The sequence below is a fragment of the Pseudactinotalea suaedae genome, assembly GCF_009733815.1.
Classification (GTDB): domain Bacteria; phylum Actinomycetota; class Actinomycetes; order Actinomycetales; family Beutenbergiaceae; genus Pseudactinotalea; species Pseudactinotalea suaedae.
In genome coordinates, this window is record NZ_WNXY01000011.1 from 132,041 (window position 1) to 151,860 (window position 19,820).

Here is a 19,820-nt window from a genome sequence, read left to right on the forward strand (position 1 = left end):
GCTGCGCGCATGACTTCCGGCACGGGTGCGCCCTGCTCGAGGCGCCTACGCTCGGGCCGTGGACAGGCGCGACCCGAACCTGTGGGCAGGGGCCTTCGGCCTGCTGGTGTGCCTGGGCCTCGGGCTGGTGTTCCTGCTGCTCCAGCTGCAGGGAGCGGAGTTCACGAGCGTGGCACCCGCGCTCTGGTGGGCCAGCTACGTGCTGTTCATGCTCACCCTGGTGGCGGCCCAGTGGCTCGTCGGTGTCGATCGAGTCCGGCTCGCACAGGCGCTCTTCGCCGTGCAGGTGGTGCTCGGCATCGTCATCGTCGTGACGGCGCCGGGCGCGGGATGGCTGCCGATCCTCGTCGTCTACACCGCGGCGCTGAGCGCCTATGTGGTGTCGTGGCGCGTGACGGCGGTGATCGTGGCGGCCAACACCGCGGCGGTCGCGGCCGCCAGCTGGATCTCCTCGTCGTTGGTGCTGGAGACGGTGCTCAGCGGTGGGCTGTACGCGATGCTGCAGCTCGGGACGTACTTCGCGGTGCGTGCGCAGCATCGTGAGGTGGAGATGCGGACCGCGCTCGCAGCCGCCCACGCCGAGCTCCGGGCGACCAGCACGCTGCTCGCGGAGTCCTCGCGCGCCGACGAGCGGTTGCGGATCTCGCGCGACCTGCACGACGCCGTCGGCCATCAGCTCACGGTGCTGGCCCTCGAGCTCGAGATCGCCTCGCACCGTGCGACGCCGCCCGCGAGCGAGCACGTGGCGCGTGCCCGCGGCATCGCCGGCGACCTGCTGGCCGACGTCCGGCAGACCGTGGGCGAGCTGCGCCGGCGGGCGCCGGACCTGCGGGACGTGCTCGAGCGGATCGTCGCCGACCTGCCCTCGCCGCGGATCCATGTGGAGGTCGCCGACGACGTCGAGCTCGACGAGATCCGCACGGTCGCCCTCGTGAGGTGCGTGCAGGAGGTGGTCACCAACGCGATCCGCCACGCCCAGGCGGCGAACCTGTGGATCGAGGTGGCCAACGAGAGCGGGGCGGTGGTGCTGACGGCGTGGGACGACGGCCGCGGCGCCGCGCGGCTCGAGATGGGGAACGGGCTGCGCGGCATCAGCGAGCGGGTCGCGGATCTGGGTGGCGACGCCAGCTTCACCACCATGGGCGGGTTCCGGGTCGAGGCGCGGGTGCCGGTGTCGTGATCCGCCTGGTGGTGATCGACGACCAGACCCTGGTCCGGCAAGGCATCCGCGGTCTGCTCGAGCTTGCCGACGACGTCGAGGTGGTCGGCGAGGCCGACGACGGCATGACCGGGCTCGCCGCGATCCGCGAGCACCGGCCCGACGTGGTGCTGCTCGACCTGCGGATGCCGCGGCACGACGGCATCTGGACCCTCGAGGCGCTGCGCGCCAGCGATCTCGACGTGCCGGTCCTCGTCCTCACCACCTTCGACGACGACGACCTGGTGCTCGCCGCGATCCGCTCCGGCGCACGCGGCTATCTGCTCAAGGACGTGACCCTCGACTCGCTCGTCGGGGCGGTCCGCACGCTCGCGGAGGGTGGCACGCTCCTGCAGCCGGCGATCACCGACCGGGTGCTGCGGGCCATCCGGGACGGCGCCGTCGGGATCGACGACGACGCCCCCCTCGTGGTGGGTGACCTCACCTCTCGGGAGGTCGAGATCCTGCGGTTGCTCGCCGGCGGCTACTCCAACCGCGAGATCGCGGACGCCCTGCACCTGGCCGAGGGCACGGTGAAGAACCACGTGTCCACGGTGCTGCTCAAGCTCGGAGCCCGCGACCGCACTCGCGCGGTGCTCCGTGCCCTCCACCACGGCCTGCTGGAGTGAGGGGCTGTCGGTGGCCTCCACCACGATGGTGCGCATGGACAGTCACACGCACCGCATCCCGCACTCGATCGACTACATCGAGATCACTGTCACCGACATGCAGGCCGCCCAAGACTTCTACGGCCGTGCCTTCGGATGGGAGTTCACGGCGTACGGGGATGGCTACGCGGGGATCCGCACGGCCGCCGAGAGAGGCGGCGACGAAGCCGGTGGTCTCGCGCTGGCGCCCGAGGTCACGGGCGGTGGCCCGCTCGTGCTGCTGTACAGCGACGACCTGGAGGCCACGCTCGCCGCGGTGACGGCGGCCGGCGGCCTCATCGTCAACGGTCCCTACGAGTTTCCCGGCGGGCGTCGCTTCCACTTCACCGACCCCGCGGGGAACGAGCTCGGGGTGTGGGCGCTGCAGTAGGTTCCCAGGGACATCCGTCCCGCTCGCCAGTGCTTCTCGAAGGCTCCTGTGCTCGCCACCCCGCTCGCGCGCCGCAACGCGCTCTTCGCCCTGTTCTTCCTTCCGGGCATCACCATGTCCTCGTGGGTCACCCGCACGCCCGACGTGCGTGACCTGGTCGAGGCCTCGACGGCGCAGATGGGGTTGATCCTGTTCGGCCTCTCGGTCGGGTCGATGATCGGGATCCTCGCTGCCGGGCCGCTGCTCGCGCGCCTCGGGGCGCGCACGCTGATCCTCGCCGGGACGTCCTCGATCGCCGTCGGCGCTGTGGTGGTCGGGGTCGGGGCTGGCCTGGGGTCCGGCGTGGTCGTGGCCATCGGCCTCGGCATGTTCGGCCTCGGCATGGGCGGTGGTGAGATCGCGCTCAACGTCGAGGGCGCGCAGGTCGAGCGCCTGCTCGGGCGCTCGACGATGCCGGCGATGCACGGGTTCTTCTCGCTCGGCACGGTCGTGGGCGGGATCTGCGGCATGGTGCTGACCGCCATCGGCTTCCCGGTGCTCGCCCACCAGGTGATCGTCGGCATCATCGTGCTCGCGGTGCTGGCGCTCGCGATCCGTCCGGTGCCGGCCAAGGGCGGCCGCCGTGCGCCTGCGGACCCTGCCGGTGCTGCCGACGTCCCGCGCGCCCCGGTCTGGCGGGACAGCCGGCTGCTGCTGATCGGTGCGATCATCCTCGCGCTCGCGATGGCCGAGGGCACCGCGAACGACTGGCTGCCGCTCGTCATGGTCGACGGACACGGCTTCGACCCGGCGCTCGGGTCCGGGGTCTACGTGGTCTTCGCCGCGGCGATGACCGCCGGGCGTTTCGTCGGAGGCTGGTTCGTCGACCGGGTCGGCCGCGCCGTGGTGCTGTGCGCCAGCGCGCTGGCCGGCGGTGCAGGGCTGGCGCTGGTGATCTTCGTGGACAACCAGGCCGTCGCCGCCTCGGCGGCCATCCTCTGGGGGCTCGGCGCCTCGCTCGGGTTCCCCGTGGCGCTCTCCGCCGCAGCCGACTCGGGCGAGGACTCCGCGGCCCGCGTCACGCTCGCGGCGATCGTCGGCTACATCGCCTTCCTCGTGGGCCCGCCCACCCTCGGCTTCCTGGGCGAGGCGTACGGGCTGCGGCCGGCGCTGATCGTGGTGCTGGTTCTGGTGCTGGCAGCCGCGCTGGTGACGCCTGCCGCACGTGCCCGGCCCGCACCGGAGCCCGAGCCCGAGCCCGAACGTGAGCGTGTCTGAACGCGTCGGACTGCGTAGGCTGACAGCGGCTGGATCGGCATGGTCGGGGATCGGTCGGGCACAGCCGACTCCACGACGTTGAGAGGCAGCACCATGAGCGACTCACCGCACCTCGACACCGCGGCTGTGCCGAGCGGGTCCGGCTGTCAGGAGTGCGAGGCCGCCGGTGGCTGGTGGGTCCACCTGCGCCGGTGCGCCGCCTGCGGCCACATCGGCTGCTGCGACTCCTCGGTGGGACAGCACGCCACGGGTCACTTCCGTGAGACCGGGCACGAGCTGATGCGGACGTTCGAGCCCGGCGAGGACTGGTTCTGGAACTTCCGCACCGAGAGCGTCGTGGCCGGACCGGAGCTCGCGCCACCGCTCGCGCACCCGGCGGATCAGCCCACGCCCGGCCCGGCAGGGCGCGTGCCGACGGACTGGCGCGACCGCATCCATCGGTGAGGTCGGTGGCACGGCCGGCACCCCTACCCGCGCACGACCGGGGTGCGACGGGCCGAGGAGCCGGCACGTAGCAGACCACCACCGGGAACGGAACCCCCGCGTCACCGTTTCTGCTGTGGGAGCGCCGTGTTAGGAAGGAACGCATGCTGCGGAGACTCCCCAGACACGCTGTCCGAACCACCGCCGTCGCCGGCGCGGCCGCACTGCTTCTCGCAGGTGCCTCGGCTGCCGTCGCCGACACGACCACCGATCAGCAGGACCAGCCGCCCCTAGCCGCCCAGGTGGAGGCGCCGGTCCCTGAGATCGCCTGGAAACCCTGCGAGGGTGAGGGGCTCGAGGCCTTCGACTGCGCCGCCGTCGAGGTCCCGACCGACTACGACGAGCCCGAGGGCGAGACCACCACGATCGCCCTCACGCGGCTCCCCGCCACCGATCCGGACCAGCGGATCGGGAGCCTGTTCGTCAACTTCGGCGGACCCGGCGGCCCCGGTGTCGCGACGATGCACCAGCTCGGTGGGCCGTTCCTCGACCCGCAGGTGCACGCCCAGTTCGACGTCGTCGGCTTCGACCCGCGCGGCGTCGGGCTCTCGGACCCCGTGACCTGCTTCCCCGACCAGGCGAGCGAGAACGCATTCATCGCGGACACCCCGGCATTCCCGATGACCACGCGTGAGCGGGCCCAGATGCTCGCGACCTTCGGCACGATCTCGGCGACCTGCGAGCTGCTGTCCGGCGACCGGATCGAGCACGCCTCCACCGCGAACGTCGCCCGCGACATGGACCTGCTGCGGCAGGCGGTCGGTGACGAGCAGCTCAGCTACCTCGGCTACTCCTACGGCAGCATCCTCGGCGCCACCTACTCCGCGCTGTTCCCCGACAACGTCCGCGCGCTCGCCATCGACGGCACCCTCGACCCCGAGGGCTGGTCCGGCGGCGAGGGGTCGGTCGGCTACCGCACCGGTCAGGGAGCGGCCGCCGCCGAGGTCTTCGACGAGTTCCTCGCCGTCTGCGCCGAGGCCGGACCGGAGAGCTGCGCGCTCGCTGCGCTCGGTGACCCGGGCGAGGTGGTCGAGGACGTCTTCACCCAGCTGCAGGAGCAGCCGGTCGAGATCCCGCTGCCCGACGGCACCACCGTCGAGCTCGGCTACGACGACGCCGTGGCGATGGCGTTCAGCGCCCTCTACTCGCCGGCGCTGTGGGGAGACCTCGCCGCGACGTTCGCGGCGCTCGCCGTCCCGCAGCAGCAGTCGATGGCGGCGCAGCGATCCACCGACGACATCGACTCGATCGGTGACCTTCTGCGCCGTCTCGGCCTGATCGAGGACTACTCGGGCATCGGAGGCGCGCTCGCCAGCATGTGCGTGGACGGCGAGCACCCGCTCAAGCCGTGGGAGTACCAGGCGCACGCGGACGCAGCCGATGCCGAGGCCCCGCACTTCGGGCGCTACCGCGCCTGGGTCGGGCTCCAGTGCGAGTTCGTCAGCTTCACCGACGAGGATGCCTACACGGGTCCGTGGGAGCAGACGACCGAGGCGCCGGTGCTGGTGATCGGCACCCGCTACGACCCGGCCACGCCGTACGGCCAGACCCAGCCGTACGCGGACAGGTTCGCCGACGCCAGCGTGCTGACCGTCGAGGGCTACGGCCACGGCACCCTCGGGATCAGCACCTGCGCCAACGCCGCGATCGCCGGTTACCTCGTGGATCTCGACGCCACCGACGGCGCCACCTGCGAGCAGGACATCGCACCGTTCCAGGCACCGCCCGGGGAGGCCGAGCTCGAGGAGAGCCCGCTGCTGATGGCCCCGATCGCTGGACTGCCCGGGCTGTAGGCCCGCCGTGCCGGGCGGCGGGGGCTCTCAGGGGGAGCCTCCGCCGTCCGCAGGTTCACCTGATGCCGAGGCGTCCGAAGGCGGACCGGAACGGCGTGACGGTGCCGAGGCCGGGCAGCCGCTGCAGGCGTTTGTCGAGCTTGTCGAGGTCGTCCGCGCGACCTCCGAACAGGTGCCCCATCACGTGCTGGACCTCGGGCTCGTCCATGATCCCGGAGCCCACGGGCTTCCACACCTTCTCCAGGATCAGGCGCACCAGCGTCTGGGCGCGGGTCGAGGCTTCGAGACGCTCGCGCGCCTGCGTGGTGTAGAAGGCGACGTGCCGCGTCTCCTGCTGGGAGATCCGCTGCAGCAGCACGGACAGCGTCGGGTGCTCGTTCAGCTCGGCCAGCCGGCGGTAGGCGGCCACCGCGGAGAGCTCGTTCGCGGCGCCCCACGTCATGTGGACCGCCACGAAGTCCGGCCCGATGAGGTTGGAGAGCGCCGACTGCTTGAGAGTCCCCAGCGCCAGCCGCCACCCCAGCTTGACGCGCTTGGCCTTCAGCTCGTCGTAGTCGACGACGATCCCGTGCCGCGCCAGCACCGCGGCGAGCGCCTCGCCGTGCCAGAACTCCTCGCGGTTCCACATCGTCATGAAACCGGCCGCGTCCTCCTCGCGGTGCGAGGGCGTCACGAGCATGTCTCGCAGGAAGCAGGACGTGTGGTACTCGACGTCGCACATGTAGCGCAGCGTGCGCAGCGTCGCCCCATCGAGCGGGCGCTCCTCGAAGGCGTCGAAGTCGAGGTCGTGCCAGGTCACCGCCTCGGAGGTCTCGGCGAAGGTGTCGAGGTCAAAGGCCATGAGTATTCCTCTCCGGGGCGGCACGACGACGGCGGCGTGCCCGCAGGACCAGGTCGAGCGCCGGCGTCGGGCGGCCGGGCAGGATCGCACCCACCGCCAGGTCGGAGGCCTCCAGGTCCGCCAGCGCTGCCGGCGTGTCGAAGATCGAGCTGAGCGCCTGCACCTCGGCCGCGTCGGCGACCCCGACGGCCCGCAACGGTGCCCAGGGCCGGCTGAGCATGACGACGGCACTGGCACGCTCCGCCGTCGAGCGCTCGACACGAGCGCGCGTCTCGGCACGGAAGAAGTCCACGAAGTCGGTGCGGCGAGCGATGATCTCCCCGACGGCGTCGCTCGCCTCTCCCTCGAGTCGTGCCCTGACGGCGGCGAGACCGGCGCGAAGGGCGCCTTCCTGGACCGCCATCCTGGCGACGTGACCCGCCGCCAGCGGTTCGCCGAGCACTCCGCCGACCACGGGGGAGACCAGGGGCAGGAACCGGTCGATGCCGTAGCTGCGGATCCGCGCCGAGAGCGGTCGCCGACCGTTTGCCTGCAGCGGCCGGCCGGCTGCCGTGAGCAGGTCGCGCGCGGCGCGTGCGAGCCAGTACCGCTCGTACGCCCAGGTCGCGAGGAAGGCCGTGATCCGCGTCTCGTTGCCGGTCCAGGAGGTCAGCAGCGACCGCATCTCGGCGAGCGCCGCGACCTCGAGCCGCCACAGGAACGCCAGATCGCGGGCGGCGCGGCCGGAGATCACCGGACCCGACGCGCTCACGTGGATGCGGCCACGCGCGCCCCGGACGTACTTGTCGACGTCGAAGTCGGTGCGGACCACCGGGCGGGTCGAGCCGTCGGAATGGAGGTGGCCGTCGGCGCGGTAACCAGGTGGGGCGTCAGTCATCAGCACACCACCCGCCGGAGCGTGCCTGGCACCCGGGCCGCGCGCAGCGCGCACCGCTCACGCATGGGAACATCGTAGGGACATGACTGGTGTTCGCCACCGTGACGCGATCGGATGGGTGTGACTTCGAGTCTGTGTACGGGGGGATCTGCGCGGACGGGACCGTGCCGGCGGCGGCGTCGGTAGGCTGGGTGCCCGGGTCGAGATCCCGATCGTCCCGTCCGGATGTGCGCAGCGTGGCGTGCTGAACTCCTTTCCGGCGCTCCGGCGTCGAACCACCCGCAAGGACCCACGTGTCGCACAGCCCCGACAGCCACGCCGTGCCCCGCCCGACCCCGGCCGACGGCCCGCCCGAGGCCGACGAGTCGTTCTCCGTCCGCGCGGCACTCCGCTCGCCGAGGCGGCTGCGCATCGAGGTCCTCGGCGGGCTCGTCGTGGCCCTGGCGCTGATCCCCGAGGCGATCGCGTTCTCGATCATCGCCGGTGTCGACCCGCGCGTCGGTCTGTTCGCCTCCTTCACGATGGCCGTGACGATCGCGATCGTGGGCGGGCGGCCGGCGATGATCTCGGCGGCGACCGGCGCGGTCGCGCTGGTGGTGGCGCCGGTCGTCGCCTCGCACGGTGTCGACTACCTCGTCGCGACCGTGATCCTGGGCGGCGTGATGCAGGTGCTGCTCGGCGTGCTCGGGGTGGCCAAGCTGATGCGGTTCATCCCTCGTTCGGTGATGATCGGCTTCGTCAACGCGCTCGCGATCCTCATCTTCGTGGCCCAGCTGCCGCACCTGATCGACGTGCCCTGGCAGGTGTACCCGCTGCTGGTGGCAGGCCTCGTGATCATGGTGCTGCTGCCGCGCTGGACGAAGGCGGTGCCGGCGCCGCTGGTGGCGATCGTGCTGCTGACCGGGCTCACCGTGCTGGCAGGCATCGACGTCCCGACGGTCGGCGACGAGGGCGAGCTGCCCGAGTCGCTGCCGCAGCTGCTGCTCCCGGACGTGCCGCTGACGTTCGAGACGCTGCAGGTCATCGCGCCCTACGCGCTGGCCATGGCGCTCGTGGGTCTGCTCGAGTCGCTGCTGACCGCCAAGCTGGTCGACGACGTCACGGACACCCACTCCAACAAGACCCGGGAGGCGTGGGGCCAGGGTGTCGCGAACGTCGTGACCGGCTTCTTCGGCGGCATGGGCGGCTGCGCGATGATCGGCCAGACCATGATCAACGTGAAGATCTCGGGTGCGCGCACCCGGATCTCGACGTTCCTGGCCGGGGCGTTCCTGCTCGCCCTGGTGGTCGGGCTGGGTGACGTGGTCGCGATCATGCCGATGGCTGCCCTGGTCGCGGTGATGGTGATGGTGTCGGTCGGCACGTTCGACTGGCACTCGATCCGACCCGCCACGCTCAGGCGGATGCCGCGCTCGGAGACCGCGGTGATGATCGCGACGGTCGCGGTCACGGTGGCGACCAGCAACCTCGCGTTCGGGGTGATCGCGGGCGTGCTCGTGGCGATGGTGCTGTTCGCGCGCCGCGTCGCGCACATCACGAGCGTGACCCGTCTCGATGCCGGCGACGACGACGACGAGCGGGTCTACGCCGTCGAGGGTGAGCTGTTCTTCGCCTCCTCCAACGACCTCGTCTACCAGTTCGACTACAACGCGGACCCGAAGAGCGTCGTCATCGACATGTCGAAGGCGCACATCTGGGACGCATCCACGGTGGCCACGCTCGACGCGATCACGCAGAAGTACGCGCGCAAGGGCAAGACGGTCACGATCGTGGGGATGAACCGGGACAGCGAGGCGCGCCACACCCGGCTCGCCGGGAAGCTCGGCGCCGGCGAGTAGCCGCGCGGCGTCGGCTCAGAAGTGGCGCCGGCTCAGCGCCTGCTCGGGTCGGTCGCCACGGTGGCCCCGTGCTCACGGTGTCCGTCCCGGTCCTGGCGGGCGATGGTCGCCACGATCGCGGTCAGCAGGATCAGCTCGAACGCGTTCGTGACGGCGGCGCTCGGCACCGGGATCTCGACCGCGCTGCCGACGCTCATGGCCAGCGCGCCGAGCAGCAGCCAGGGCCAACGCTGCCGTCGCCACAGCCCGACACCCGCGACGACCAGCCCGGCTGCGACCACCAACGGCATCACCGGCGGGCCGCTGGAACCGGCGCTGGAGTAGCTGAGCACGCCGTGCACCTCACCGCTGCCCAGCTGGAGATCCATCAGCACCGTGACGATCTCGACGACGACGAGTCCGACGACGACCAGGGCCGCCACGGTCGCCGCGACCCGGGTGCGGGCCCACGCGACGCCGGCGCGGCGCAGCGAGTCCCACGCCCACAGCACGAGCAGCGGCGTCACGAACGCGTGGATCCAGAACCGACCGACGCTCAGCGCCTCCAGCAGCGGCCCCTCGCCGAGGAGCCGGCCGCCCGCGATGACGGCGTTGTCGTAGACCAGACCCGCCACCACCAGCAGCGGCAGGTTGGCCGAGCGCGGCCACCCGGACCGGGACGCGAGCGTGAGAACCCACACCAGCAGCACGAGGTAGGCGACGGCGTAGGCGCCGAACAGCACGGTGTCCATCCCTCGACCCTGCCCGATGTCCCGCCACCGGGCCAGCACTGTGAGGCGTGCCGTGCGTCGCAGCGCGTCCGTGCACGGCGGCAGCACTAGGGTCGGTCACCGCCCGAGTCCAGCATCGCCTGCGGAGGAACCCCTTGTCGATCTTCACCTGGCGTCGCCACGGCGACGGCCGCACCATCGCGCCCGGAGCCGTCGTGGCGCCCGACGAACGCCTCGCCTGGCCTCGGACCATCGGCATCGGCATGCAGCACGTGGTCGCCATGTTCGGCTCCACGTTCCTCGTCCCGCTGCTGACCGGGCTGCCGCCCGCGACCACGTTGTTCTTCTCCGCGATCGGCACCGTGGCGTTCCTGCTGATCACCAAGAACCGGCTGCCCAGCTATCTGGGCTCCAGCTTCGCGTTCATCGCCCCGATCGGGGCCGCGGCCGGCAGCCACGGCATGTCGAGCGCGCTGGGCGGCGTGGTCGTCACGGGTGCACTGCTGGCGTTGGTCGGTCTGGTGGTCCATCTCGCGGGCACCCGGTGGATCGACGTCGTGATGCCGCCGGTGGTGACCGGCACGATCGTCGCGCTGATCGGTTTCAACCTCGCGCCCGCCGCCTGGGGCACGTGCGACCAGGAGGTCGTCGACGGCGAGATCGTCCAGATCTGCGAGAGCGGCGTGCGCGCCGCACCCATCACGGCGATCGTGACGATCCTCGCGATCATCCTGGTGACCGTGCTGTTCCGCGGCATCCTCGGCCGGCTGTCGATCCTCGCGGGGGTGATCATCGGCTACGTGGTCGCCACCGCGCGGGGCGAGGTCGACTTCACCGACGTGGGCCAGGCGGCCTGGGTCGGCCTGCCGCAGTTCACCACGCCGACCTTCACGCCGGCCGTGCTGGGGCTGTTCGTCCCGGTGGTGCTCGTGCTGGTCGCCGAGAACGTGGGCCACGTGAAGTCCGTGGCCGCGATGACCGGCCAGAACTTCGACGGCGTGACCGGCCGCGCCCTCTTCGCCGACGGCGTCGCCACCGTTCTCGCCGGGTCCGGCGGCGGCTCCGGCACCACCACCTACGCCGAGAACATCGGCGTCATGGGCGCCACCCGCGTGTACTCCACGGCCGCCTACTGGGTCGCCGCGGCCACGGCGCTGGCGCTGAGCCTGTCACCGAAGTTCGGGCAGCTGATCGCGACGATCCCCGCCGGTGTCCTCGGCGGAGCCGCGACGGTGCTCTACGGCATGGTCGGTGTGCTCGGTGCCCGCATCTGGGTGCAGAACAAGGTCAGCTTCGCCGACCCGATCAACCTCATGACGGCGGCGATCGCCCTCATCGTGGGCATCGCCAACTACACGTGGTCGGCCGGAGCGATGACGTTCGAGGGCATCGCCCTCGGCACCGTCGCCGCCATCGGCGTGTACCACCTGATGCACGGCATCGCCCGGCTGCGCGGGACCGCCGGCCGGGAGCCTGCCGACACCGTCGACGCCCCGACCCCCTGACCCGCGCCGCCCACCTGACCCGCGCCGCCCACCTGACCCGCGCCGCCGACCTGACCCGCGGCGCCCACCTGACCTGACCCACCGCCTGTCCACCCGGTCACCACCGACCTGCGGAAAGCGCTATGGGGTGGTTGCGGTCCACGTGGCGGACCCAGACGACCCCAGAACCGCGACCCGGCCCGCGCTGGGGCGGGTGCTGCTAGGCCGAGAGCCGGAAGATCGGGAAGGCCCGACCCTCGGCGGTCTTCTCGTACTCCGCGAAGCCCGGCGACCGCTGCTTGAAGCGCTCCCACATCGCGTCGCGCTCGTTCCCGGTGACCTCCTCGACCGTGGCGCGCACGGTCCTGACGGGATCTCCGGGAACCTCGATGTCCACCTGCTCGGCGCGGCGAAGCCCGAAGACCCACGCGGGGTCGCGGGGAGAGCCGCCAGAGGAGCCGACGACGTACCAGGCGTCGTCGTCCTGGATCGATGCCAGCGGGGCGACCCGGATGGTGTCGCCCTTCTTCGGCACGTGCACGAGCACCAGGCTCTTGCCGAAGGACATCGGCTCGTTGACCTCGCCGCCGTTCGCGCGGAAGGTGTCGATGATCTGCTGGTTGAAGTCCATGTCGCGCCAACAGCGGGGTGGCAGCGCAACATTCCGCGTTCGTCGGGAGCGAACCGGTCTATGTAGTCGTTGCAGTAAATACTGCAATCAGCGTAGGCTCAGGCCATGGATCTCTCGGACAAGCTGACCGCAGCCGAATCGGCCTACGTCGACGAGGTCGCCGAGTTCTTCGTCGGTGAGGGACTGCCGCTCATCGCCGGGCGCGTGATCGGCTGGCTGCTGATCAGCGACCCCGCCGAGCAGACGCCGGCGCAGCTGACGGCGGCGCTGCAGGTGAGCCGCAGCTCGATCTCGTCGGCGATGCGGCTGCTGACCCCGAGCGGCCTGGTCGAGCGGACCCGCCGCCGTGGCGACCGCAACGAGTACTTCCGGATCGCGCCCGACGGCTGGAGCCGGATGCTGATGCGGCGCTACGCCCAGACCACGGCGTTCCGCGAGGTCACGGAGCGGGGCCTCGATCTGCTGGCCACCTCCGGCGCGGAACGGCGCGAGCGGCTGGAGCAGGTCACGGACCTGTACCGGTTCCTGGAGACCGAGCTACCCGCGCTGCTCGAGCGGTGGCGCACGCGCCAGGAGAGCAGCTGATGACCCGCCCCGAGGACATCGCCGTCACGCACGAGTGGATCGATCAGCCCGAGGGGCGGCTGCAGGTCACGCGCGCCGGCGCCGGTGGCAACCCCGTGGTGCTGCTCAGCGGAGCGGGCATCGACAACGCCCGCCTCAGCTGGGCCCGGATGATCCCCGCGCTCGCCGCTGACCGGGCGGTCTTCGCCCTCGACTGGCCGAAGCAGGGCGGGAGCATCCCCTGGCAGGGTGTCGCCGACCACGACAGGCTGCTCCGCGCGGTTCTCACCGTGCTCGATCACTACGCCCTCGACCAGGTGGACCTGGTCGGGCTGTCACAGGGCGGGGCGCTCAGCCTCGCCACGGCGATCGCCCACCCGGACCGCGTCCGGCGACTGGTCCCGATCGCGCCTGCCGGGATCATCTCGTTCCCACCGGTGGTGCATCAGCTGCTGTGGCTCACCGCCAAGCTGCCGCTGCTGAACCAGACGCTGCCGTCCCTGATGTTCCGCAGCCGGGCCGGCGTCGAACGGTTCGTCCGCTCTTCCCTCGTTCCTGGTCCCGTCGACGACTTCGAGCAGATCGTCGACGACGTGATGGCCGAGATCGCCCGCCGCGGCGGCAGCGGTTCGTCCGACTGGCAGAACAGCTCGATCGGTCTCTGGAGGATGCGGGTGGATCTACGCCCGCAGCTGCACACCATCGCGTGCCCGACCCTGTTCATCCAGGGCGGCGCCGACATCGGCGTCGCACCCAGGCACACGCGGGCCGCCGCTGCCCTGGTACCCGGAGCCCGGCTCGAGATCATCGAGGGTGCCGGGCACTGGGTGAACCGACAGGAACCCGAGCGGGTGAACCGGCTCGTGGTCGACTTCCTCGCCTGACCTGCTTGCCGTCGACGGGCGAGCAGCCCCGTCGCCACTACCAACTTATAGCGCACAGGGGGTCTTGCGGCAAGACCCCCTGGCCGTCGCAGAATCTCCGACCATGTCGTCGTCTCACCGCTCCGCCAGCCTTCCCACCACCACCCCGTTCGCCCTCCCGGACCGCCTTGCCGCCAAGGCCGACCCCGCCCTGATCGCCGCCGACGAGGAGCACCTCGCGGGCGTCGCGACCAGCCTCGAGTCCCAGATCGCCGAGCTCGAGGAGCGGCTGGCCGCCGAACGCCGCGCCCCTGGCGGTGGCGGCACCGAGGCGCTCGAGCGCGACCAGCGCATCCATGCGTACACGGCCCGGCTGCGCACGTTGCGCCGGTTCGGGCTCGACCTCTGCCTGGGCCGGATCGTCACCGACGAGGGGGTGGCCACCTACATCGGTCGCGTCGGCGTGACCGACGGTGACGGCGGCAGCCTTCTCATCGACTGGCGCTCACCCGCCGCTGAGCCGTTCTTCGCCGCCACCCAGGCGCACCCGATGGGACTCGCGAGCCGGCGCCGCTACCGCTGGTCGGTGGGGCGGATAGTCGACTACTGGGACGAGGCCTTCACCGACGCCGGTGCCGCTGCCGGCGCCGCCGCGCTCGACGATCAGTCCGCCTTCATCGCCAGCCTCGGCGCCAGCCGTTCGCCCCAGATGCGGGACGTGCTCGGAACGATCGCCGCCGATCAGGACGCGATCGTGCGCGCTCCCAGCGGCGGTGCGCTCGTGGTCGACGGCGGTCCCGGCACCGGCAAGACGGTGGTGGCCCTGCACCGTGCCGCCTACCTCACCTACACCGACCCCCGGCTGGACGGCCGCGGCGGCGGCGTCCTCGTGCTCGGCCCGCACGAGCACTACGTCAGCTACACCGCCGACGTGCTGCCCAGCCTCGGTGAGGACGACGTCCGCACCGTCACGCTGCGCGACCTCATCCCTGAGGGGGCGACGGCGAAGCCCGAGGCGAGCGCCGTCGTCGCCGGCCTCAAGGCGAGCGCCGCGATGGTGACCGCGGTCGACGCCGCGGTCCGCTTCTACGAGGACCCGCCGACCGAGCGCGTCGAGGTGGAGACGCCCTGGGGCGAGGCGCTGGTGCGCAAGGGCGACTGGGCCTCGGCGTTCGACGCCGCTCGCGGCGCACCGCACAACGAGGCGCGGGAGCTGATCTGGGAGGAGCTGGTCGAGATCGTGGGCAGCCAGCTCGACGATGCCGACCCGGACCTGCTGCGGCGGACGCTGCAGCGTGACTCGGACCTGGTGGCGGCGCTCGGCGGCGCGTGGCCGCTGCTGGAGCCGGCGGACGTCATCGGCGACCTCTGGTCCGTGCCCGCCTACCTGCGGATGGCTGCGCCGTGGTTGAGCAAGGAGGAGGTGGCGGCGCTTCAGCGGAAGCGCCCGCAGGAGTGGACCACCTCCGACCTGCCGCTGCTGGACGCCGCGCGCCAGCGGCTCGGCGACCCGGGCGCGGAACGTGTGGGTCGCCGTCGTCGTGACATGGTCGCGCGGCAGCGCGAGGACATGGACCGGATCGTCGGTGACCTGATCGAGCACGACGACGGCGACCTGCAGATCATGAGCATGCTGCGCGGCGAGGACCTGCGGGAGGCGCTGGTGGACACCTCCGGCATGCCGGAGCACCGGCGGGACGCGCTCGCGGGACCGTTCGCGCACGTGATCGTCGACGAGGCGCAGGAGCTGACCGACGCGGAGTGGCAGATGGTGCTGCGGCGGTGCCCGTCGGGGAGCCTGACGATCGTCGGGGACCGGGCGCAGGCGCGGCACGGGTTCGCGGAGCCGTGGGAGGAGCGCCTGGAGCGCGTGGGCCTCCGCCGGGTCCGGGTCAGCTCGCTCGGCATCAACTACCGCACCCCGGCCGAGGTGATGAGCTATGCCGAGCCGGGCATCCGCGCCGCGCTCCCGGACGCCAACGTCCCCACCTCGATCCGCAGCACCGGTGTGCCTGTGCGCGAGGGCTCGACGGCGGAGCTCGCCTCGGTCCTGGAGGGCTGGCTCGCGGAGCACGAGGGCATCGCGTGCGTCATCGGGGCCGACGGGTTCGAGGGCTCGGAGCGGGTCCGCGCACTGACCCCGACCCTCGCGAAGGGCCTCGAGTTCGACCTCGTGGTGCTGGTCGACCCCGCCGCGCTCGGAGGCGGCATCGAAGGCGCCGTGGACCGGTACGTCTCGATGACCCGGGCCACGCAGGAGCTGGTCGTCCTCACCGCGTAGCGCGCGGGGCTTGTGATGCGGATCCGATGCACCTGGTGCGTCGGATCCGCATCACAAGCAACCGATGGCCGTGGCTTGACCTCGCTCGCTCGCGCCTCGGAGGATGCCGGTGACAGAGCCGCCTCCGGGCCGGCGTCCCGCTGCGGACAGGACGACATGCCACGACGGACCCCGATCGACCGCCGCGCCGTGGTCAGCAGGCACGACCCGCGCCAACGCGAGCACCGCCCCGGGGAACCGCTGCAGCTGGGGAACGGCGAGCTCGCCGTCGCTGTCGACCTCACGGGTCTGCAGACGTACCCGGACGCGCACCCGCACGCGTCGCTGCACGGCGAGCCGCCCGGCACGCTGCTCGGCACCATGGCCCAGTGGGGCTGGCACAGCTCGCCCGCGGCGCTCGATGCGCGGCTGGAGGACGCGTTGCGTCTGTACGAGACGCCGCGCGGCCCGGTCTCCTACGTCGACCTCGACACCACCGCGCACGGTCCCGATGGTGACGCCGGGACCGACAACGAGCGCGCGCTGCGCAACAATCCGCACCGCGTCCATCTCGGGCTGGTCGGTTTCGCGCTCCCGGTCGCCCTCGATGCGCTCACCGAGACCGAGCAGCACCTCGACCTGTGGTCCGGGCTGCTGCACAGCCGGTTCGCCGTGCCCGGTCACGTCGCCACCGAGGTCACGACGGCGGTCCATCCGACCGAGGACATCCTCGCCGTGCGGGTGGCGGGCCACGTCCCGGCTCTCGAGCTGCGGTTCGGCTACGGCAGCGAGTCCTGGACGAACGCGCTCGACCTGCGCACCCCGCACGCGCACACCACCGAGGTACGCGCCGGGTCCGGCGGCTGGCAGGTCGTGCGCCGGCTCGACGCGACCACCTACACGCTGACCGTGACCACCGACGGCGCTCTCGAGCTCCTCGAGGAGCATCGCGTCCGCATCACCCCTGCCGGAACCAGCCTCTCGCTGAGCGTGCGGTTCGACCACGGCGACCCCACCGAGGCCGCGACCGACGTCGACGAGGTGCTCTCGGCGTGCCGGCTCGAGTGGCCGCGGTTCTGGGAGTCGGGGGCCGCCGTCGACCTCGGTCAGGTCGAGGACGAGCGCGCCCACGAGCTCGAGCGTCGGATCGTGCTCTCGCAGTACCTGACCCGCATAAACTGCGCAGGCTCGCTGCCGCCCGCGGAGACCGGGTTGCTGACGAACTCCTGGCGTGGGCGGTTCCACCTGGAGATGCACTGGTGGCACGCAGCGCACTTCGCCTCGTGGGGGAGGCCGGAGCTGCTGGAGCGGTCGCTGTCCTGGTACCAGCGGATCCTCCCGACGGCCCGGGAGATCGCGACCCGGCAGGGATACCGGGGTGCGCGCTGGCCCAAGCAGGTCGGGCCGGAGGCGCGCGAGTCGCCCAGCGACATCGGCCCGTTCCTGCTCTGGCAGCAGCCGCATCCGCTGCATCTGGCCGAGCTGGTGCGCCGGGCCGCGCTGGCGCAGCACGGAGAGGCGGCGGCGACCGCCGTCCAGGAGCGCTACCGGGAGATCGTGACCGAGACCGCCGAGCTGATGGCCGACATCGTCAGCCTCACCGACGCCGGCTACGCGCTCGGTCCGCCGCTCGTCCCTGCGCAGGAGTCGTACGCGCAGCTGCGGCACCGGCTGACCAACCCGACGTTCGAGCTGGCGTACTGGCGCTGGGCGCTGCTCGTCGCGGCCGACTGGCTGCGCGACCTCGGGCTCCCGGGACGGCCGCACTGGCGCGACGTCGCCGCGGGCATCGTCGCGCCGGCGCTGCGCGACGGCGTCTACGAGGCGGTCGACGTCGAGCCCTTCACGATCCGGACCGACCACCCCTCGATGGTCGCGGCCCTGGGGGTCGTCCCGCCGACCGGTCTCATCGACGAGGCCGCCATGTCACGGACGCTCGACGGCGTGCTCGCGGACTGGGACTGGTCCAGCACGTGGGGTTGGGACTACGGGATGCTCGCCATGACGGCGGCGCGGCTGGGGCGAGGCGCCGACGCGGTCGAGGCGTTGCTGCTCCCGGTCGCCAAGAACCACCACGGCTCGCACGGTCACAACCCCCAGCGCCCGTCGTTGCCCGCCTACCTGCCGGGCAACGGCGCGCTGCTGAGTGCCGTGGCCCTGATGATCGGCGGCTGGGAGGGTGGGCCGCCGCAGCCGGGCGTGCCGCCGGGCTGGGACGTGCGGCACGAGGGCTTCGTCCCGGCCCCGGGTGCGGTGAGTCCTCAGCCGCTCTCCGCACGGCGCAGCTCGCCGAAGAACGCCTCGGCGTGACGGTAGGAACCCAGTCCGTACTCCAAGGTGGCGAGCTGGTACCGCGCGAGGTCGACGTGCTCCTCGCCGATCTCGACCTGGGCGATCCGCTCGGAGAGATGCTCGAGCTCCTTCAGACCTGCCTCGATGCGTGCGTGGACGCGGCCCAGCACACCGGCCCGGTCCTCGGCAGGCAGCAGCCCGAGGAAGTACAGACGTGACAGCGCAGCGGTCTCGACGTCACCGGCGGGTTCGCCGGTCATCCACGTGCGGAACGCCGCGCGACCCGCGTCGGTGACGCGATAGACCTTGCGACCACGGGCGCCGTCGGAGCTCGCGACCTCGATGAGACCGTCCGCGAGCAGCCCGTCCAGGGCGCGCTTGATGCTGCCCGACGAGGCGCTGTAGAAGAGCGAGACCCCGGCCTCGAACGACTTGATGAGGTCGTAGAGGCTCTGCGGTGCGATGAGCAGCAGGCCCAGGATCACGTGCGCCACAGCATCACCCTAGACCTCTTGACCCTCCTAGACATATCTAGTAGACCTGTCTATGAGGTATATCAAAGGAGGGTGGACATGCTCACGAGAACCAACCCCACGCACCGGGGCGTCGCACGGCTGCAGCGGTCGCTGGAGCGGCTGAGCCGGCGGCGCGCGCCCCGGCTCCCCGCTCCGCAGGTGCTGGTGCAGGCACCGGAGGAGTCCTTCGAGTTCGGCGCCGTCGACCGGCCCTTCCACGCTGCGAGCGCAGGCAAGCTCCTGACGGCGACCCTGGTCGCCCAGCTCGTCGAGCAGGGCAGGCTCAGCTTCGACTCCCCGCTCGGAGCGGTGCTCCCGGCCTCGGACGTGGCCGGGCTCCCGGCTGCCCCGGGCGTCGACGTCGCCACCGACGTCACGGTGGAGCACCTGCTCACGCAGACCTCCGGCCTGCCGGACTACTTCGAGCCCCGGCGTGGGCACGACACGGCTGCCTCGGTGCGCGGCGCCGTCGAGCATCCCGGCTGCAGGTTCACGCCCGCCGACCTGCTGGCCGAGGCCCGGACGTTGCCGGCCGACGGGCGACCGGGGGAGCGGTTCGGCTACTCCGACACGAACTGGGTGCTGCTCGGCCGGATTGCCGAGGAAGCCGCCGGCGAGGCGTTCGCCGAGCTGCTGCGGACGCGGATCTTCGAGCCCGCCGGTATGCAGCGGGCCTCGACGCCCTACGACGCGACCCTGATCGCGGACGATCTCACCGACCTCGACGTCGAGCCGTTCTGGCTGGGCGGGCACGAGCTGAGCCGCGCGCACGCCGTCAGCCTCGACTGGGCGGGTGGGAACGTCGTCGCGCCGCCCCGGGACTGGGTGCTCTACCTGCAGGCGCTGCGCGGCGGCAGCCTGATCTCGCACGACACGCTCGCGTACCTGGACCGGACGCGGAACCGCTTCCGGCAGGGGATCCGGTACGGCGCGGGCACGATGACGCTCCGGTTCGGCGAGCTCGTGCCGCTGCTCATGCGCGGCCTGCCGGAGCCCGTGGGTCACCTCGGGGTGTGGGCCACGCACGTGTTCGCCTACCCCGAGCAGGACGCCTACGTCGTGCTCAACTTCCACTCCGACCGTGCGATGCAGCAGAGCTTCATGGTGCACATGCAGATCGCGAGGCTGCTGGCCCGGCGATGAATCCGGTGGTGCGCCCCGTTCTGGTCGGGAAGG

General features: G+C 71.8%; 18 protein-coding genes. 13 read left to right on the top strand and 5 right to left on the bottom strand.

Annotated elements, in window-relative coordinates; all coding sequences use genetic code 11:
• The first annotated feature begins 58 nt into the window (after window positions 1-58).
• From GPA04_RS18030 to GPA04_RS18055, 6 genes are all read left to right on the top strand, one after another.
• On the top strand, window positions 59-1,180 hold the full coding sequence (locus GPA04_RS18030; RefSeq protein WP_156225596.1) for a sensor histidine kinase: 1,122 nt from the start codon (window positions 59-61) through the stop codon (window positions 1,178-1,180).
• The gene (locus GPA04_RS18035; protein ID WP_156225597.1) at window positions 1,177-1,827 is read left to right on the top strand and encodes a response regulator; all 651 of its coding nucleotides are present in this window, start codon (window positions 1,177-1,179) and stop codon (window positions 1,825-1,827) included. The genes GPA04_RS18030 and GPA04_RS18035 overlap by 4 nt, the downstream gene beginning before the upstream one ends.
• 34 nt (window positions 1,828-1,861) lie before the next feature.
• Entirely contained in the window at window positions 1,862-2,236 is a 375-nt protein-coding gene (locus tag GPA04_RS18040; protein ID WP_156225598.1) for a VOC family protein, read from the top strand.
• A 48-nt stretch (window positions 2,237-2,284) separates the two neighbouring features.
• Window positions 2,285-3,493 (top strand): MFS transporter, encoded by a 1,209-nt coding sequence (locus tag GPA04_RS18045; RefSeq protein ID WP_156225599.1) that lies wholly within the window; start codon window positions 2,285-2,287, stop codon window positions 3,491-3,493.
• A 93-nt stretch (window positions 3,494-3,586) separates the two neighbouring features.
• The gene (locus GPA04_RS18050; RefSeq protein ID WP_156225600.1) at window positions 3,587-3,937 is read left to right on the top strand and encodes a UBP-type zinc finger domain-containing protein; all 351 of its coding nucleotides are present in this window, start codon (window positions 3,587-3,589) and stop codon (window positions 3,935-3,937) included.
• Window positions 3,938-4,080: 143 nt separating this feature from the next.
• Window positions 4,081-5,769 carry an alpha/beta hydrolase gene (locus GPA04_RS18055; protein ID WP_156225601.1) on the top strand — a complete coding sequence of 563 codons (1,689 nt, stop codon included), beginning with the start codon at window positions 4,081-4,083 and terminating at the stop codon, window positions 5,767-5,769.
• Between the two features lie 55 nt (window positions 5,770-5,824).
• Here GPA04_RS18055 and GPA04_RS18060 read toward each other — a convergent pair whose 3' ends face one another.
• A complete protein-coding gene (locus tag GPA04_RS18060; RefSeq protein WP_156225602.1) occupies window positions 5,825-6,610 on the bottom strand; it encodes a ferritin-like domain-containing protein in 786 nt (261 codons plus the stop codon).
• Window positions 6,600-7,487, bottom strand: coding sequence for a hypothetical protein (locus tag GPA04_RS18065; protein ID WP_156225603.1), 888 nt, complete (start codon window positions 7,485-7,487; stop codon window positions 6,600-6,602). Before GPA04_RS18065 ends, GPA04_RS18060 begins: the two co-directional genes overlap by 11 nt.
• 293 nt (window positions 7,488-7,780) lie before the next feature.
• Between GPA04_RS18065 and GPA04_RS18070 the strand changes: the two genes are divergently transcribed.
• Entirely contained in the window at window positions 7,781-9,325 is a 1,545-nt protein-coding gene (locus tag GPA04_RS18070; RefSeq protein ID WP_436277925.1) for a SulP family inorganic anion transporter, read from the top strand.
• A 32-nt stretch (window positions 9,326-9,357) separates the two neighbouring features.
• Here the strand turns inward: GPA04_RS18070 and GPA04_RS18075 are convergent, their stop codons facing one another.
• The gene (locus GPA04_RS18075; RefSeq protein ID WP_156225604.1) at window positions 9,358-10,056 is read right to left on the bottom strand and encodes a hypothetical protein; all 699 of its coding nucleotides are present in this window, start codon (window positions 10,054-10,056) and stop codon (window positions 9,358-9,360) included.
• A 134-nt stretch (window positions 10,057-10,190) separates the two neighbouring features.
• Between GPA04_RS18075 and GPA04_RS18080 the strand changes: the two genes are divergently transcribed.
• Window positions 10,191-11,540 (top strand): uracil-xanthine permease family protein, encoded by a 1,350-nt coding sequence (locus tag GPA04_RS18080; protein ID WP_156225605.1) that lies wholly within the window; start codon window positions 10,191-10,193, stop codon window positions 11,538-11,540.
• A 199-nt stretch (window positions 11,541-11,739) separates the two neighbouring features.
• Here the strand turns inward: GPA04_RS18080 and GPA04_RS18085 are convergent, their stop codons facing one another.
• Window positions 11,740-12,150 (bottom strand): nitroreductase/quinone reductase family protein, encoded by a 411-nt coding sequence (locus tag GPA04_RS18085; protein ID WP_156225606.1) that lies wholly within the window; start codon window positions 12,148-12,150, stop codon window positions 11,740-11,742.
• 105 nt (window positions 12,151-12,255) lie between these two features.
• Here GPA04_RS18085 and GPA04_RS18090 point away from each other — a divergent pair, with 105 nt between their 5' ends.
• The 4 genes from GPA04_RS18090 to GPA04_RS18105 all read left to right on the top strand — a co-directional run bounded on the left by GPA04_RS18090 (window position 12,256) and on the right by GPA04_RS18105 (window position 18,147).
• A complete protein-coding gene (locus GPA04_RS18090; protein WP_156225607.1) occupies window positions 12,256-12,735 on the top strand; it encodes a GbsR/MarR family transcriptional regulator in 480 nt (159 codons plus the stop codon).
• The gene (locus GPA04_RS18095) at window positions 12,735-13,598 is read left to right on the top strand and encodes an alpha/beta fold hydrolase (RefSeq protein WP_156225608.1); all 864 of its coding nucleotides are present in this window, start codon (window positions 12,735-12,737) and stop codon (window positions 13,596-13,598) included. The genes GPA04_RS18090 and GPA04_RS18095 overlap by 1 nt, the downstream gene beginning before the upstream one ends.
• A gap of 103 nt (window positions 13,599-13,701) precedes the next feature.
• A complete protein-coding gene (helR, locus tag GPA04_RS18100; RefSeq protein ID WP_156225609.1) occupies window positions 13,702-15,858 on the top strand; it encodes an RNA polymerase recycling motor ATPase HelR in 2,157 nt (718 codons plus the stop codon).
• A 156-nt stretch (window positions 15,859-16,014) separates the two neighbouring features.
• A complete protein-coding gene (locus GPA04_RS18105) occupies window positions 16,015-18,147 on the top strand; it encodes a hypothetical protein (protein ID WP_241680907.1) in 2,133 nt (710 codons plus the stop codon).
• Here GPA04_RS18105 and GPA04_RS18110 read toward each other — a convergent pair.
• On the bottom strand, window positions 18,099-18,623 hold the full coding sequence (locus GPA04_RS18110; RefSeq protein ID WP_156225610.1) for a PadR family transcriptional regulator: 525 nt from the start codon (window positions 18,621-18,623) through the stop codon (window positions 18,099-18,101). The genes GPA04_RS18105 and GPA04_RS18110 overlap by 49 nt on opposite strands.
• A gap of 78 nt (window positions 18,624-18,701) precedes the next feature.
• Between GPA04_RS18110 and GPA04_RS18115 the strand changes: the two genes are divergently transcribed.
• Window positions 18,702-19,787 (top strand): serine hydrolase domain-containing protein, encoded by a 1,086-nt coding sequence (locus GPA04_RS18115; protein WP_156225611.1) that lies wholly within the window; start codon window positions 18,702-18,704, stop codon window positions 19,785-19,787.
• The last annotated feature ends 33 nt before the right edge of the window (window positions 19,788-19,820 follow it).

What these genes read in the sequence shown, in the direction of transcription:
- GPA04_RS18065 (WP_156225603.1), bottom strand. Translation starts at nt 7,487, where the DNA reads ATGACTGACGCCCCACCTGGTTACCGCGCCGACGGCCACCTCCATTCC.
- GPA04_RS18075 (WP_156225604.1), bottom strand. Translation starts at nt 10,056, where the DNA reads ATGGACACCGTGCTGTTCGGCGCCTACGCCGTCGCCTACCTCGTGCTG.
- GPA04_RS18055 (WP_156225601.1), top strand. Translation starts at nt 4,081, where the DNA reads ATGCTGCGGAGACTCCCCAGACACGCTGTCCGAACCACCGCCGTCGCC.
- GPA04_RS18095 (WP_156225608.1), top strand. Translation starts at nt 12,735, where the DNA reads ATGACCCGCCCCGAGGACATCGCCGTCACGCACGAGTGGATCGATCAG.
- GPA04_RS18090 (WP_156225607.1), top strand. Translation starts at nt 12,256, where the DNA reads ATGGATCTCTCGGACAAGCTGACCGCAGCCGAATCGGCCTACGTCGAC.
- GPA04_RS18105 (WP_241680907.1), top strand. Translation starts at nt 16,015, where the DNA reads ATGCCACGACGGACCCCGATCGACCGCCGCGCCGTGGTCAGCAGGCAC.
- GPA04_RS18085 (WP_156225606.1), bottom strand. Translation starts at nt 12,150, where the DNA reads ATGGACTTCAACCAGCAGATCATCGACACCTTCCGCGCGAACGGCGGC.
- GPA04_RS18050 (WP_156225600.1), top strand. Translation starts at nt 3,587, where the DNA reads ATGAGCGACTCACCGCACCTCGACACCGCGGCTGTGCCGAGCGGGTCC.
- GPA04_RS18040 (WP_156225598.1), top strand. Translation starts at nt 1,862, where the DNA reads ATGGACAGTCACACGCACCGCATCCCGCACTCGATCGACTACATCGAG.
- GPA04_RS18115 (WP_156225611.1), top strand. Translation starts at nt 18,702, where the DNA reads ATGCTCACGAGAACCAACCCCACGCACCGGGGCGTCGCACGGCTGCAG.
- GPA04_RS18060 (WP_156225602.1), bottom strand. Translation starts at nt 6,610, where the DNA reads ATGGCCTTTGACCTCGACACCTTCGCCGAGACCTCCGAGGCGGTGACC.
- helR (WP_156225609.1), top strand. Translation starts at nt 13,702, where the DNA reads ATGTCGTCGTCTCACCGCTCCGCCAGCCTTCCCACCACCACCCCGTTC.